The 13,851-nt window shown below is 67.6% G+C and carries 11 protein-coding genes; 9 read left to right on the top strand and 2 right to left on the bottom strand.

The window, feature by feature from the left end; translation table 11 throughout:
- Nucleotides 1–40 precede the first annotated feature (40 nt).
- The 4 genes from ACW11F_RS07595 (at nucleotide 41) to pyk (ending at nucleotide 3,697) form a co-directional block, all read left to right on the top strand.
- Nucleotides 41–436, top strand: coding sequence for a group III truncated hemoglobin (locus ACW11F_RS07595; protein WP_456996303.1), 396 nt, complete (start codon nucleotides 41–43; stop codon nucleotides 434–436).
- A gap of 101 nt (nucleotides 437–537) precedes the next feature.
- A complete protein-coding gene (locus tag ACW11F_RS07600; RefSeq protein ID WP_456996304.1) occupies nucleotides 538–1,713 on the top strand; it encodes a phosphoglycerate kinase in 1,176 nt (391 codons plus the stop codon).
- An 83-nt stretch (nucleotides 1,714–1,796) separates the two neighbouring features.
- Complete coding sequence (locus tag ACW11F_RS07605; protein WP_456996305.1) at nucleotides 1,797–2,213, top strand: DUF302 domain-containing protein; 417 nt, start codon at nucleotides 1,797–1,799, stop codon at nucleotides 2,211–2,213.
- Between the two features lie 41 nt (nucleotides 2,214–2,254).
- Complete coding sequence (pyk, locus tag ACW11F_RS07610; protein WP_456996306.1) at nucleotides 2,255–3,697, top strand: pyruvate kinase; 1,443 nt, start codon at nucleotides 2,255–2,257, stop codon at nucleotides 3,695–3,697.
- Nucleotides 3,698–3,706: 9 nt separating this feature from the next.
- Here pyk and ACW11F_RS07615 read toward each other — a convergent pair whose 3' ends face one another.
- Nucleotides 3,707–4,975, bottom strand: coding sequence for a sensor histidine kinase (locus ACW11F_RS07615; RefSeq protein WP_456996307.1), 1,269 nt, complete (start codon nucleotides 4,973–4,975; stop codon nucleotides 3,707–3,709).
- Entirely contained in the window at nucleotides 4,972–5,658 is a 687-nt protein-coding gene (locus tag ACW11F_RS07620; protein ID WP_456996308.1) for a response regulator transcription factor, read from the bottom strand. The genes ACW11F_RS07615 and ACW11F_RS07620 overlap by 4 nt, the downstream gene beginning before the upstream one ends.
- Nucleotides 5,659–5,803: 145 nt before the next feature.
- On the opposite strand from ACW11F_RS07620, the gene ACW11F_RS07625 reads away from it, so the two are divergent.
- The 5 genes from ACW11F_RS07625 (at nucleotide 5,804) to ACW11F_RS07645 (ending at nucleotide 13,746) form a co-directional block, all read left to right on the top strand.
- The gene (locus ACW11F_RS07625; protein WP_456996309.1) at nucleotides 5,804–6,532 is read left to right on the top strand and encodes a phosphatase PAP2 family protein; all 729 of its coding nucleotides are present in this window, start codon (nucleotides 5,804–5,806) and stop codon (nucleotides 6,530–6,532) included.
- The gene (locus ACW11F_RS07630; RefSeq protein ID WP_456996311.1) at nucleotides 6,529–8,232 is read left to right on the top strand and encodes a phosphoethanolamine transferase; all 1,704 of its coding nucleotides are present in this window, start codon (nucleotides 6,529–6,531) and stop codon (nucleotides 8,230–8,232) included. The genes ACW11F_RS07625 and ACW11F_RS07630 overlap by 4 nt, the downstream gene beginning before the upstream one ends.
- 73 nt (nucleotides 8,233–8,305) lie before the next feature.
- Nucleotides 8,306–9,316: a class I fructose-bisphosphate aldolase gene (locus tag ACW11F_RS07635; RefSeq protein ID WP_456996312.1), complete on the top strand. Its 1,011-nt coding sequence runs from the start codon at nucleotides 8,306–8,308 to the stop codon at nucleotides 9,314–9,316.
- 195 nt (nucleotides 9,317–9,511) lie between these two features.
- Nucleotides 9,512–10,615, top strand: a complete 1,104-nt coding sequence (locus tag ACW11F_RS07640; protein WP_456996580.1) for an efflux RND transporter periplasmic adaptor subunit — start codon at nucleotides 9,512–9,514, stop codon at nucleotides 10,613–10,615.
- Nucleotides 10,612–13,746, top strand: a complete 3,135-nt coding sequence (locus ACW11F_RS07645; RefSeq protein ID WP_456996314.1) for an efflux RND transporter permease subunit — start codon at nucleotides 10,612–10,614, stop codon at nucleotides 13,744–13,746. The genes ACW11F_RS07640 and ACW11F_RS07645 overlap by 4 nt, the downstream gene beginning before the upstream one ends.
- The last annotated feature ends 105 nt before the right edge of the window (nucleotides 13,747–13,851 follow it).

Consider the following 13,851-nt stretch of genomic DNA (forward strand, 5'->3'; position numbering starts at 1 on the left):
GGTCAATGACGCGGCGGTCCACGCGCGCGAGAATCGCGACATGGGAACATCCGACCTGCAATTGAGCCGCGCCGACATCGTGCGCCTGGTGGATGCGTTCTACGATCGGGTACAGCGCGATCCGGTGCTGGGGCCGATCTTCAATCCGGCGATCGACGACTGGTCGGCGCACAAGGCCACCCTGGTCGGCTTCTGGGCCTCGATCATGCTCGGCACCCGCGAATACCGCGGCAACCCGCTGGCGGTGCACCGTGGACACGCCATCGTCGATGCCCATTTCGGCCATTGGCTGGCGCTGTGGCGTGACACCGCGCATCAGGTGTTGAGCGCGGAGCAGGCCGAGGGCTTCTACGAGCGTGCCCAGCGCATCGGCCAGAGCCTGCGTTACGGTCTGGGCCTGGATCGCACCCGGCCGCGGCCGCCGCAGCCGGGTTGAGGGACGCCGGTTCGTCGAAGCCGGTTTGACCCGGCACGTTTGAACCGCGCACGCCGGGCGCGGACAATGGGCGCTTTCCCCAGCCCACGGAGCGCCCGCGCATGTCCATCCCCCGCATGAGTGACCTTGATCTGTCCGGCAAGCGCGTGCTGATCCGGCAGGATCTGAACGTGCCGGTGGAAAACGGCGAAGTGACCTCGGATCAACGCATCAACGCCTCGCTGCCGACGCTGCAGGCGGCGTTGGAGGCCGGTGCCGCGGTGATGGTGATGTCGCACCTGGGCCGGCCCAAGGAAGGCCAGTGGAGCGAAGCCGATTCGCTGGCGCCGGTGGCGCGCCGGCTGTCGCAGTTGCTCGGCCGCGAGGTGCCGCTGGTCAAGGAGTACCTCGGCGGCGTCGACATCGCCCCCGGACAGATCGTGTTGCTGGAGAACTGCCGCATGAACCCCGGCGAGAAGGCCGATGACGAAGCGCTGGCCAGGCAATATGCCGCGCTGTGCGACGTGTTCGTGATGGATGCCTTTGGTACCGCGCACCGTGCGCAGGCCTCGACCCATGGCGTGATCCGCCACGCCGGCGCGGTGGCCGGCGGCCCGCTGCTGATGGCCGAGCTCGACGCGCTGGGCAAGGCGCTGGACAACCCGGCGCGGCCGTTGCTGGCGATCGTCGCCGGCAGCAAGGTCAGCACCAAGCTGGAGCTGCTGTCCTCGCTGGTCGGCAAGGTCGACCAGTTGATCGTCGGCGGCGGCATCGCCAATACCTTCATCGCGGCGATGGGCCATGGTGTCGGCAAGTCGCTGGTGGAAATGGACCTGATCGACACCGCGAAGCAGATCATGGCCAATGCCAAGGCGCGCGGTGCCGAGATCCCGCTGCCGGTCGACGTGGTGGTCGCGCCCGAATTCAACGCCGATGCACCGGCCACGATCAAGGCCGTGGACGCGGTGGGCGCGGACGACATGATCCTCGACATCGGCCCGCAAACCGCGCAGCAGTACGCCGAGCTGATCGCCAAGGCCGGCACCGTGGTCTGGAACGGCCCGGTCGGGGTGTTCGAGTTCGATGCCTTCGGCAAGGGCACCGAGGCGCTGGCCCGTGCCATCGCCGACTCCAAGGCGTTTTCGATTGCCGGCGGCGGCGACACGCTGGCCGCGGTCGACAAGTACGGCATCGAAAAGGAGGTCGGCTACATCTCCACGGGTGGCGGCGCGTTCCTGGAGTTCCTCGAAGGCAAGGAACTGCCGGCGGTCGCCGCACTGCGGGAGCGCAGCCGATGATGCGCCGCCGCCTTTGCTTCGCTGTGCTGCCGCTGCTGATCGCCGGCGGCTGCACCACGCTTGAGAACGCCGGAGAGTACCCGATGAATCCATCCGCCACGGCTGCCGGCCACGACCTGCAGCGCGTCTCCAGCCGCCACGATGTCGAGGCCACCGTCGCCGCCCTGCGCAGCGCGCTGGAGGCACGCGGCATCACCGTGTTTGCCGAGATCGACCACGCCGCCGCGGCGCGCCAGGCCGGGCTGGACATGCCCCCGACCCGGGTGCTGCTGTTCGGCAATCCCAAGGGCGGCACGCCGCTGATGGAACAGCATCCGGACCTGGCACTGGACCTGCCGCTGCGCGTGCTGGTGCGCCAGAGAAGCGATGGCAAGGCCGAAGTGCTGTGGCATTCGACCGCGGCGATGGAGCGGAGCCAAGGCATGCCTGCCGGCAGCCTGGATGGCCTGCAGCAATTGCAGACGCTGGTGCGCAACACGGTGGATGGTCTGGGCAACTGAGCCCGCGCCATCGGTCATCGCTGCGTGCTAGCGTGACGGCCATGAGTGAACACCTGCGCCGTACCCGTATCCTCGCCACCCTGGGGCCGGCCACCGATGCCGGCGAGGTGCTGGACCGGCTGATCGGCGCCGGTCTGGATTGCGTGCGCCTGAACTTCTCGCACGGCCATGCCGACGAGCACCGCGCCCGCGCCCGTGCGGTGCGTGAGGCGGCGGCGCGACATGGTCGCGAAGTCGGTGTGCTGGCCGACCTGCCGGGGCCGAAGATCCGCATCGAGCGCTTTGCCGACGGCCGCGTCGAACTGCGGGCGGGCCAGCGCTTCGATCTTCTGGCCGATGCCGATGCACCGCCCGGCGATGCCAGCCAGGTCGGTGTCAGCTATGCAGGCCTGCCGGGCGACGTGCGCGAAGGCGACCGGCTGTTGCTGGATGACGGCCTGCTGCAGCTGCGGGTGCAGGCGATCGACGGGGCGCGGATCATCACCGAGGTGCTCAACGACGGCGTGCTGTCCGACCGCAAGGGCCTGAACAAGCAGGGCGGCGGGCTGTCGCTGGGCGCGATCACCGAGCGCGACCGCGAACTGATCGGGTTGGCCGCCGAGATCGAGGCCGACTTCATCGCGGTGTCGTTCTGCCGCAATGCGGCCGACATCGAGCTGGCGCGCAGCATCGCCGCCGAGCACGGCAGCCATGCCGCCATCGTCTCCAAGATCGAGCGCGCCGAGGCCATCGCCAACCTGGCCGAAATCATCGATGCCAGCGACGTGGTGATGGTCGCGCGCGGCGATCTGGGCGTGGAAATCGGCGATGCCGAACTGCCCGGCCTGCAGAAGAAGATCATCCGCGAGTCGCTGGCGCGCAACAAGGTGGTGATCACCGCCACGCAGATGCTGCAATCGATGGTGGAAAGCCCGCTGCCCACGCGCGCCGAAGTACTGGATGTGGCCAATGCGGTGATCGACGGCACCGATGCGGTGATGCTGTCGGCGGAAACCGCCGCCGGTGAGCATCCGCTGGAGGCGGTCGAGGCGATGGTGCGGATCTGCGTCGGCGCCGAGCGCCAGTTCGACCACGACACCGACTTCGAGCAGGCCGAGCGCGGCCTGGAGCGGGTCGATCACGCCATCGCCATGGCCACCATGTTCCTGACCGAACACCTGGACGTTGCCGCGATCATCGCCCTGACCGAATCCGGCGGCACCGCGCGCTTCCTCTCGCGTTTCCGCTCCGGCGCACCGATCTACGCGTTCTCGCGCCATGCCGGCTCGCGCCGGCAGATGACCCTGATGCGTGGCGTGTTCCCGATGGCCTTCGACAGCCGCGGCCTGCATCCGGCCGATGCCGCGCGCGGCGCGATCGCGCATCTGCGTGACCGGAGCTTGCTGCCGGCTGGCTGCCGGGTGACGTTCACCAGTGGCGACAGCATGGAGCAGCTCGGCGCCACCAACACCCTGCGCATCCTGGAAGTGCCGGGCGCGGGTTGAGCCCTTGCCTCAGCCGGGACGCATCTGCAGCACGCTGCGGGTGCCGCGCCCGGGATCGGATTCGAAGTGGAGGCGCCAACCCAGGTGTTCGCACAACCGCGCCAGCAGGTCCATGCCGATGCCGCCACCGTCGCGGCCACCACCGCGGGCCAGTTGCGCGTACAGACGACTGACTTCCTCGGCGCTCATGCCATGGCCGGGGTCGTCGATCACGAGGGTGGCGTCGGGCAGCAGCTGCAGGCGAATGTGGCCACGGTCACTGTTCTCGATGGCATTGCGCAGCAGGTTGCCGATTGCCACGCGCAGCACCGCCGGCGGCGCGTGCACGGTGCATGGTGGCAGCGGCTCGATGTCGATCTGCAGGTCCTTGTCGGCCAGCAGGTGACGATGATCGGCGACGATCTGCGGGATCAACGCCTCCACTTGCACCGGTTCGTTGCTGCGCGACAGCCGCTCGGGCGTCTTCGCCAGCACCAGCAGCAGGGTGATCAGCGGATCGACGTCACGCACGCTGCGCAGTGCGCGCTCGACTTGCCTGCGTGCGGCATCGGGCAGGTCGGGTTGCTCAAGCGCCAAGTCCAAGGCGCCGGCGATCACCGCCACCGGCGTGCGCAACTCGTGGCTGGCGCTGTCGATGAACAGCCGCTCGCGTTCGATGAATGCTTCGTTGCGTGCCAGATAGTCGTTCAGTGCATTGGCGATCACCGCGATCTCGCGACTGTCGCCGGCGGCCACCGGCAGGCGCTGCGCGGGTGCATCGGCCTGCAGCTGCTGGATGCGATCGGCCAGTGTGGTCAACGGCCGCAGCAGCCGACGCAGGCCCCAGGCGGCGATGATCCCCAGCAGCAAGGCCAACAGCAGCGCATAGCTGAGGATGAACAGGGTCAGTTCGCCCTCGGTCTGCTCCAGCTCGGTGATGTCCAGCGCCAGCACATGGCGATGGCCTTCCGCATCGTCCTGCACCAGCACCACGAACTCGCGGCCCTGCCAGGGCACGTCGTCATGCACGCCGGGGGCCAAGCCGGCGAATGCCGGCGGTGCGGCGCGTTCCGGTCCATACAGATGCAGGTTGTCGGTATCCGACCAGTGATAGTCCGGTTCGCGCACACGGCGCTGCAGATGGTGTTCCAGTTCGCTGCCCAGCAACGAGTTCCACACCATTTGCTCGGCGCGTTCGTTGACCACGTAGCCATGCAGGAAGGTGGCCGCAGCCAGCAGCAGGCCGAAGACGGTCAGGCCCAGCAACAGGCGCCGCAACAGGCTGCTGCGTGCCTTCATTCCGCACCTTCCGGCGCGGCGATGCGATAGCCGACCTTGGGCAGGGTCTGGATCAGTTTCAGCGGGAAGGGGCCATCCACCGCACGGCGCAGCTCGTAGATGTGCGAGCGCAGCAGGTCGCCATCGGGTGGGTCATCGCCCCACAGCACCTGTTCCAGGCGTTCGCGACTGACCGCTGCCGGGCTGGCCAGCATCAGCGCCTCCAGCAGCTTGCGGCAGGCCGGGTACAGATGCAGCGACCGGCCGTCGCGGCTGACCTCCAAGCTGTCGCGGTCCAGTTGCAGATCGGCCACCTGCAACAGCCGGGTCTTGCCGCGGCCGCGTGCACGGGCCAGCAGCGCATCCAGCCGCACTTCCAGCTCGGCCAGGTCGAACGGCTTGGTCAGGTAGTCGTCGGCACCGGCGCGGAAACCGGCGATTTTGTCCGGCAACTCGTCGCGCGCGGTCAGCATGATCACCGGCAGGTCCGAGCCGTGCTGCTCGCGCAGCAGCCGCAGCAGGCCGGGGCCGTCCAGTCGCGGCAGCATCCAGTCCAGCACCACTGCATCGTAGTCCTGGGTGATGGCCAGATGCAGGCCGGTGATGCCGTCGGGGGCGGCGTCCAGCACGTGTCCGCGTGCTTCGAAATAGTCGAACAGATTGGCGACCAGCGCGCGGTTGTCCTCGATCACCAGCAGGCGCATGCGATGCCCTCCTTGCAGGCTGGCACTGTGGCACGCGCGCCGGGCGCTGCCAAGCGCGCCGGCAACGCAATTCCAACACCACTCCGACCGCTCTCCGACATCCCCGGCCCGAGCATGCACGCATGTTTCAAGGGATGTGGCAGGCATGAATTCCATCAGCAGCGGCTTGCCCCGGGTCGTTCCTGCCGCCGGTCGAACCGAACACTGGCACCTGCTGTGGCCGTTGCCGGTCGGCGTGCTGGCCTGCCTGCTGCTGTGGGTGCTGCAGTGTGATCTGTGGTGGGCCGACTGCCTGCACGCGTGGCAGGGTGGCGGCTGGCTGTTGCGCGAGCACTGGCTGACCGAGGCGCTGATCCACCAAGGCGGCAAGTACGCCAGTCTGGCGGCCTGGCTGCTGCTGGCCGGCTTGGCCGTGGCCGCGCCCTCGCGGCTGCGCGCATGGCGGCGGCCGTTGTGGGTGCTGCTGGCCTCGGTGCTGGTGTCGGTGACCGTGGTGGCGTTGCTCAAGCGTGGCAGCGGCGTCGCCTGTCCCTGGGATCTGCTGCGTTATGGCGGCAGCCTGCCATATCACCTGCCTTGGTCCGCGTCGGCTCTGCCCGGCAGCGGTGGCTGTTTCCCGGCCGGCCATGCCAGCGGCGGCTATGCCTGGGTGGCGCTGTATTTCTTCTTCGCCCGGGTGGCACCGCGCTGGCGCCGGCCGGCGCTTGCCGCTGCGTTGCTGTTGGGGGCGCTGTTTGGCTTCTCGCAGCAACTGCGCGGTGCGCACTTCCTGTCGCATGACATCGTCACGTTGACCCTGTGCTGGTGCGTGGCGTGGTCGCTGGATGCGCTGTTCGGCGAAGCCGGTAAGCCGCTTGCGGGGGCAGGGCGATGAGCAGCGTCGGCAAGGTTGGCGTGCAGGTGCTGTCGGCGACGGCGCCCGGCGCTTTCCGGCATGCACTGCAACATCGCCTGGCCCGGCGACCGGAAGTTTCCACCGAGACGCTGGTGCTGGCGGCATCGGTCTGGTGCGTCGTGACCTGCAACGCCGCGTTCTGGCGTGCCGCGTTGCCGGCGTCGGATTTCTCCTGGAAATGGGCGATCTGCCTGGCCGTGCTGTTGCTGGCGGCCAACATGTTGCTTCTGGGCCTGTTGGTCTGGCGCTGGTCGGCAAAGATGCTGCTCAGCCTGTTGCTGCCGACCGCCGCGGTGGCGGCGCATTACATGGCCGCCTATGGCGTGCACGTGGATGCCGACATGGTGCGCAACGTGCTGCATACCGACAGCAAGGAAGCCGGCGAGCTGCTGGGCTGGCAGATCCTGCCGTCGCTGCTGCCGGGTTTGTTGCCACTTCCACTCTTGTGGTGGTTGCGCATTCGCCGGCGCACATGGCCGCGCGCATTGCTGGCGCGCGCCGGTTTGCTTGCCATGACCCTGCTGCTGGCGGCACTGGCGGCGATGAGTGCGAGCCAGGACCTGTCCTCGTTCCTGCGCAACCAGCGCGAAGTGCGTTATCTGGCAACCCCGGCCAACATCGTGGTGGGCCTGGCATCGCAGCTGAAGCAGGAAGGCCACGCGGCGACCGTTGCGCGCACGCCGATCGGTGTGGATGCCCGGCAAGCGAGCACCGTGGCCAGCCGCAAGCCGCGGCTGTTGCTGCTGGTGGTGGGCGAAACCGTGCGCGCCGCCAACTGGGGTCTGAACGGCTACACCCGCCAGACCACGCCCGAGCTGGCCGCACTGGGCGCGGAAGTGATCAATTTCCCCGATGTGGCCAGCTGTGGCAGCAGCACCGAGGTGTCTCTGCCGTGCATGTTCTCTCCGCAGGGCCGCGCCGATTACGACGAGCGCCGCATCCGCAGCCAGCAATCGCTGCTGCACGTGCTCGACCATGCCGGCATCGACGTGCTGTGGCGCGACAACCAGTCCGGCTGCAAGGGCGTGTGCGACGGTTTGCCGCAGCCGCAGCAGCGTCTGGATGCAGCCACCGATCCGCGGCATTGCCGCGACGGACGCTGCTTCGACGAAATCCTGCTGTCCGATGCGCAGAGCTGGCTTGGCGACGGACATGCGGACCGGGTGGTGGTGCTGCACATGCTCGGCAACCACGGCCCGGCGTATTTCCAGCGCTATCCCTCCGGGTTCGCCCGCTTCCAGCCGGTATGCGAAAACCTCGACCTGGGCAAATGCCCGCGTCAGGCCATCGTCAATGCCTATGACAATGCCATCGGTTATGCCGACCACGTGCTGGCGCGGGCGATCGCGCTGCTCAAGCAGCAGGATCGTTATGACGCCGCGCTGGTGTACGTCTCCGACCATGGCGAGTCGCTGGGCGAGAAGGGCCTGTACCTGCACGGCATGCCGCATGCGATCGCGCCGACCGAACAGATGCGGGTGCCGATGATCTGGTGGTTCTCGCCGGGGCTGTCGGCTTCAATGCAGCTGGATGGCGCCTGTCTGACGGCCGTCGCGGCCAGGCCGGCCAGCCACGACAACCTGTTCCATTCGGTGCTCGGGCTGATGGATGTGCAAAGCCAGGTCTACGGCCGGCAACGCGACCTGTTCGCCGGCTGCAGGCCGGTTCCAAGTGCCTGAGCCGGCGGCCTTTTGTCGCGGCGATCGGCTATAATGGGGGTTTCACCCACCACCTTCGCAGGACGCCGAAAACATGAGCATCGAACAGCTTGCAGAAACCGCCCGCGCCATGGTTGCCCCGGGCAAGGGCATCATCGCCATCGACGAATCCGCCGGCACCTGCCAGAAGCGCTTCGATGCGGTCGGCGTCGACTGCACCGAGGAAAACCGCCGCGCCTACCGCGAGCTGCTGCTGACCGCGCCCAACGCCAACGAATACCTGTCCGGCGCCATCCTGTTCGACGAAACCATCCGCCAGAAGACCAAGGATGGCGTGCCGTTTGCCAAGTACATGATGGACAACGGCATGATCCCGGGCATCAAGGTCGACAAGGGCACCCACGCCCTGGCCGGCTTCCCGGGTGAAGTGGTCACCGAAGGCCTGGACGGCCTGCGCGAGCGGCTGAAGGAGTACTACCAGCTGGGTGCGCGCTTCGCCAAGTGGCGCGCGGTGATCAACATCGGCGAAGACATCCCGTCCGGCACCTGCATCGAAGCCAACGCCCATGCGCTGGCCCGTTATGCCGCGCTGTGCCAGGAGCAGGGTCTGGTGCCGATGGTCGAGCCGGAAGTGCTGATGGACGGCGACCACGACATCGACACCTGCTACGAAGTCACCGAAGTGACCCTGCGCGCGCTGTTCGATGCGCTGTACAACCACAACGTGATGCTGGAAGGCACCATCCTGAAGGCGTCGATGGTGCTGCCGGGCAAGGACTGCGCCGACAAGGCCAGCGTCGAGGAAGTGGCCGAAGCCACCCTGATGTGCCTGAAGTCGGCGGTGCCGGCGATCCTGCCGGGCATCGTGTTCCTGTCCGGTGGCCAGTCCGACCACGACGCCACCGCGCACCTGGACGCGATGAACCGCATGGGCCCGAACCCGTGGCCGCTGTCCTTCAGCTACGGCCGCGCCATGCAGCAGGCCGCGCTGAAGCTGTGGTCGCAGGACATGACCGGCAACTACGCCGAAGCCCAGAAGACCGTGTTCGAGCGCGCCAAGGCCAACGGCCTGGCCGCGCTGGGCAAGTGGCAAGCGGCCGCCTGAGCCGTCCTGCATGACTGACGCGGAACGCCGGCCCCGGGCCGGCGTTTCCGTTTGTGCGCGCCACGCGTGTGCGACATTCATCAATCGAACGCGTCAACCACGGCCGCAGTGGAGCGTTGACACCCCTTCCTCCCTGTCTGATGGCATATGGCGAACTCACCTGCCGTCATTAAAATCGGGCGCCTGTCGAATTTCCTGTTGACCATGCCAGTCTTTTCCCGCTTCGTTCCGGGCGTGCTGCTCGGCCTGGCCCTGTTGCTTGCCGCCTGCGACAAGTCCGCGGATGCGCCGGCACGTGGCGCCATGCAGGCCGTGCCGGTCACCACCACTCATGTACGCGAGCAGCCGTTCGTCGAAACCGTTTCGGCAATCGGCACGGTCAGCGCGCGTGAATCGGTCACCGTCACGGCAAAGGTCAGCGAGATCGTCGAGCGGGTGCATTTCGAGAGCGGTCAGCACGTCACCCGTGGCACGCCGCTGGTCACGCTGTCCGGCCAGCAGCAACAGGCGGCCCTGCGTGCGGCCGAGGCCAATGCCGCCGAGGCCGAGCGCCTGTATCAGCGCAATCGCCAGCTGGCCGAGCAACAGCTCATCGCCCGCGCCAGCCTGGACAGCCAGCAGGCGATCCGTGATTCCGCGCGCGCCCAGGTGGCGCAGATCCGTGCCCAGCTTGGCGAGCGGGTGATCCGTGCGCCGTTTTCCGGCGTGCTCGGTCTGCGTCAGGTCAGCCCCGGTGCGCTGGTCAGCCCGGGAACCCCGATCGCCACCCTGGATGACGTGAGCCGGGTGTGGGTGGACTTCCCGTTGCCGGAGGCGCGGCTGAACCAGCTCGCCATCGGCCAGCGCCTGTCCGGCAGCAGCAATGCCTGGCCCGGGCGCCAGTTTGACGGCGTGGTCAGCACCATCGATGCGCGCATCGACCCGGCCACGCGCGCGCTGACCGTGCGCGCGGATTTCGCCAATGCCGATGGCGCGCTCAAGCCCGGCATGCTGATCGCGATCGATCTGTTCAAAGCCGAGCGCCCGGCCTTGCTGGCGCCGGAGATCGCGGTGATGCAGGTTGGCCGCGATACCTTCGTGTGGAAGGTGGACGCCGAGAACAAGGTGGCACAGGCGCCGGTGGAGCTGGGCCAGCGCGTGGCCGGTCAGGTGGAAATCACCAACGGACTCGAGCCGGGTGATCGCATCGTGGTCGACGGGGTCGGCAAGCTGCGCGCCGGGCAGACCATCCGCGATACCAGCGAAGATCCGCCCGCCACCGCCGCGGCGGGCAATGACGCGAACGCGACGCAGCCATGAAGCTCTCCGATATCTCCGTCGAGCGGCCGGTGTTCGCCACCGTGCTCAGCCTGTTGCTGATCGTGCTCGGCGTGATGTCGTTCCAGCGATTGACGGTGCGTGAACTGCCGGCGATCGACCCGCCGATCGTGTCGGTGGACGTGAGTTACCCGGGTGCCTCGGCCGCGGTGGTGGAAACGCGCATCACCCAGCTGCTGGAAGGCGCGCTGGCCGGCATCGAGGGCATCAATACCATCGAGTCGAGCAGCCGCAACGGGCGCGCTTCGGTGACCATCGAGTTCAATCTGACGCGCGACATCGAGGCCGCAGCCAACGACGTGCGCGACTCGATCAGCCGCGTCGCCGGGCGCATGCCGCCGGAAGCCGATCCGCCACGGGTGGCAAAGGTGGAATCCGATGCCGAGGTCATCCTCTGGCTCAACATGCGTTCCACCAGCATGGACACCATGGCGTTGACCGATTACGCCAACCGCTACATCGTCGATCGCCTGTCGGCGCTGGATGGCGTGGCCCAGGTGCAGGTCGGTGGCGGGCAGAGTTATGCGATGCGCATATGGTTGGACCGCGATGCGCTGGCCGCGCGCGGCCTCAGTGCCGCCGAAGTCGAATCCGCATTGCGTGCCGAGAACGTCGAATTGCCGGCGGGCAGCATCGAGTCCGCGCAGCGCGATTTCACCCTGCGCATGGAGCGCGACTTCCGCAGCGCCGAGCAGTTCGCGGCGATCCCGTTGAAGAAGGGCGCCGATGGTTACGTGGTGCGCCTGGGTGACGTGGCGCGGGTGGAGCTGGGCGCCAGCGAGCGGCGCAGCTATCTGCGCAGCAATTTCCAGCCCAACGTGGGCCTGGGCATCGTGCGCACGTCCACCGCCAACGCGCTGGACGTGGCGCGTGCGGCGCGTGCCGAGGCCGAACGCATACAGGATTCGCTGCCCGAGGGCACCGACATCTTCGTCGCCTATGACAGCACGGTGTTCATCGATGCCTCGATCAAGCGGGTGTACCAGACGCTGGTCGAGGCCGCGTTGCTGGTGGTGATCGTGATCTGGCTGTTCCTGGGCTCGCTGCGCGCGGCGATCATCCCGGCGGTCACCGTGCCGATCTGCCTGACGGCCGCTTTCATCGCCCTGTACGCATTCGGTTATTCGATCAACCTGCTGACCCTGCTGGCGCTGGTGCTGTGCATCGGCCTGGTGGTGGACGATGCCATCGTGGTGCTGGAAAACGTGCAGCGGCGCGCCGACCTGGGTGAGCCGCCACTGGTCGCGGCCAAGCGCGGCACCCGCCAGGTGGCGTTCGCGGTGATCGCCACCACCGCGGTGCTGGTCGCGGTGTTCCTGCCGGTCGGTTTCATGGAGGGCAATACCGGTCGCCTGTTCCGCGAGCTGTCGGTGGCGCTGGCCGGTGCGGTGGCGATCTCCGCCTTCGTCGCCCTGACCCTGACCCCGATGATGTGCGCCAAGCTGGTGCGCCCGCAGGGCAAGCAGACCGGCTTCAACGCCTGGATGAACCGGCGCCTGAAGACACTCAGTGACGGTTATGGCCGTCGCGTGTCCGCGCTGGTGACGATGCCGGGACGGCACATCGGCCTGCTGCTGCTCGCCGCCATGGGCCTGTGCCTGGGGCTGGCGGCCGTGCTGTATCTGCGTGTGCCCAGCGAACTGGCGCCGAGTGAGGACCGCGGCCGCTTCTTCATCAGCATCGATGCACCCGAGGGTGCCGGCTTCGATTACACCGTGGCCCAGGTGCAGCAGGTGGAGGAAATCCTCAAGCCGCTGATCGGCGATGACAAGCCGATCGCGCGCGCCAATTCGCGCGCGCCGCGCGGCTGGGGCGGTGGCGAGGAGATGCACACCGGCAACATCATCGTGTTCATGCAGGATTGGGACAAACGCACGGCGAGCACCGACGAGGTGGTGAGCCAGGTGCGCGCCGAACTCGGCAAGTTGCCGGCGGTACAGGCGCGTGCCTCGGCGCCGGGTGGCCTGGTCGGCGGGCGGGGCGGTGGTCGCTTCAGTCTGGTCATCGGCGGACCCAATTACACCGACCTCGTCGAGTGGCGCGACCGCATGATGGCGCGCATGGACGAATACCCGGGTCTGCTGTCGCCGGATTCGGACTACAAGGAAACCCGCCCGCAGATGCGGGTGAAAATCGATCGTGCCCGCGCTTCCGACCTTGGCGTGTCGGTGAGCGAAGTCGGCCGCACGCTGGAAACGCTGATGGGCAGCCGCCGGGTCACCACCTTCGTCGAAGATGGCCGCGAGTACGACGTGGTGTTGCAGGGTGAGCGCGACAAGCGCATGACCCCGGACGACCTCGCGGTGATCCAGGTGCGCGGGCATGGCGGCACGCTGGTGCCGTTGGGCAATCTGGTGACGCTGGAGGAGCTGGCCGAGCCCGGGCGATTCAACCGCTTCAACCGCTTGCGTGCGATCACCGTCACCGCCGAGCTGGCGCCGGGCACCACCATGGGCGAGGCCATCGCCTGGGCGCAGCAGACCGCGCGCGAGGAGCTGCCCGCGCATGCGCAGATCGACTGGAAGGGTGAGGCGCGCGAATACCAGCGTGCCGGCAGTGCGGTGTTGATGACCTTTGCGATGGCGCTGCTGATCGTGTACCTGGTGCTGGCCGCGCAGTTCGAAAGCTTCATTCACCCGCTGGTGATCATGCTCACGGTGCCGCTGGCGGTGCTCGGCGCATTGATCGGCATCTGGCTCACCGGCGGCACGCTCAACCTGTTCTCGCAGATCGGCATCGTCATGCTGGTTGGGCTGGCGGCGAAGAACGGCATTCTGATCGTGGAATTCGCCAATCAGCTGCGCGACGAAGGCCGCAGCGTCAGCGAAGCGATTGCCGAGGCCAGTGCCGTGCGCCTGCGCCCGATCCTGATGACCGCGGCGGCCACGGTGATGGGCGCGGTACCGCTGGTGGTCGCCGGTGGCCCGGCGTCCGCCAGCCGTGCCGCGATCGGCGTGGTGATCATCTTCGGCGTCGCCTTCGCCACCTTGCTGACGTTGTTCGTGGTGCCTGCCCTGTACGCACTGCTGGCCCCGTTCACCACCTCCCCGGAAGCCCTCAAGCGCGAACTGGAAGCTCTGGAAGCCGAAACCCCGGTGGTGCACGGGCATTGAGTTGGGGCAGCGCCACGCTACTTGTTCCTTGTTTCTCGTTCCTCGTTACTGGATCGCAAGGAGTGAGTGGAGAGAAGTGAGGAGTGAGAGAAGGGCGTGAGGCGT

This window comes from Luteimonas sp. e5, from assembly GCF_054031035.1.

What these genes read in the sequence shown, in the direction of transcription:
- ACW11F_RS07595 (WP_456996303.1), top strand. Translation starts at nt 41, where the DNA reads ATGGGAACATCCGACCTGCAATTGAGCCGCGCCGACATCGTGCGCCTG.
- ACW11F_RS07600 (WP_456996304.1), top strand. Translation starts at nt 538, where the DNA reads ATGTCCATCCCCCGCATGAGTGACCTTGATCTGTCCGGCAAGCGCGTG.
- ACW11F_RS07605 (WP_456996305.1), top strand. Translation starts at nt 1,797, where the DNA reads ATGAATCCATCCGCCACGGCTGCCGGCCACGACCTGCAGCGCGTCTCC.
- pyk (WP_456996306.1), top strand. Translation starts at nt 2,255, where the DNA reads ATGAGTGAACACCTGCGCCGTACCCGTATCCTCGCCACCCTGGGGCCG.
- ACW11F_RS07615 (WP_456996307.1), bottom strand. Translation starts at nt 4,975, where the DNA reads ATGAAGGCACGCAGCAGCCTGTTGCGGCGCCTGTTGCTGGGCCTGACC.
- ACW11F_RS07620 (WP_456996308.1), bottom strand. Translation starts at nt 5,658, where the DNA reads ATGCGCCTGCTGGTGATCGAGGACAACCGCGCGCTGGTCGCCAATCTG.
- ACW11F_RS07625 (WP_456996309.1), top strand. Translation starts at nt 5,804, where the DNA reads ATGAATTCCATCAGCAGCGGCTTGCCCCGGGTCGTTCCTGCCGCCGGT.
- ACW11F_RS07630 (WP_456996311.1), top strand. Translation starts at nt 6,529, where the DNA reads ATGAGCAGCGTCGGCAAGGTTGGCGTGCAGGTGCTGTCGGCGACGGCG.
- ACW11F_RS07635 (WP_456996312.1), top strand. Translation starts at nt 8,306, where the DNA reads ATGAGCATCGAACAGCTTGCAGAAACCGCCCGCGCCATGGTTGCCCCG.
- ACW11F_RS07645 (WP_456996314.1), top strand. Translation starts at nt 10,612, where the DNA reads ATGAAGCTCTCCGATATCTCCGTCGAGCGGCCGGTGTTCGCCACCGTG.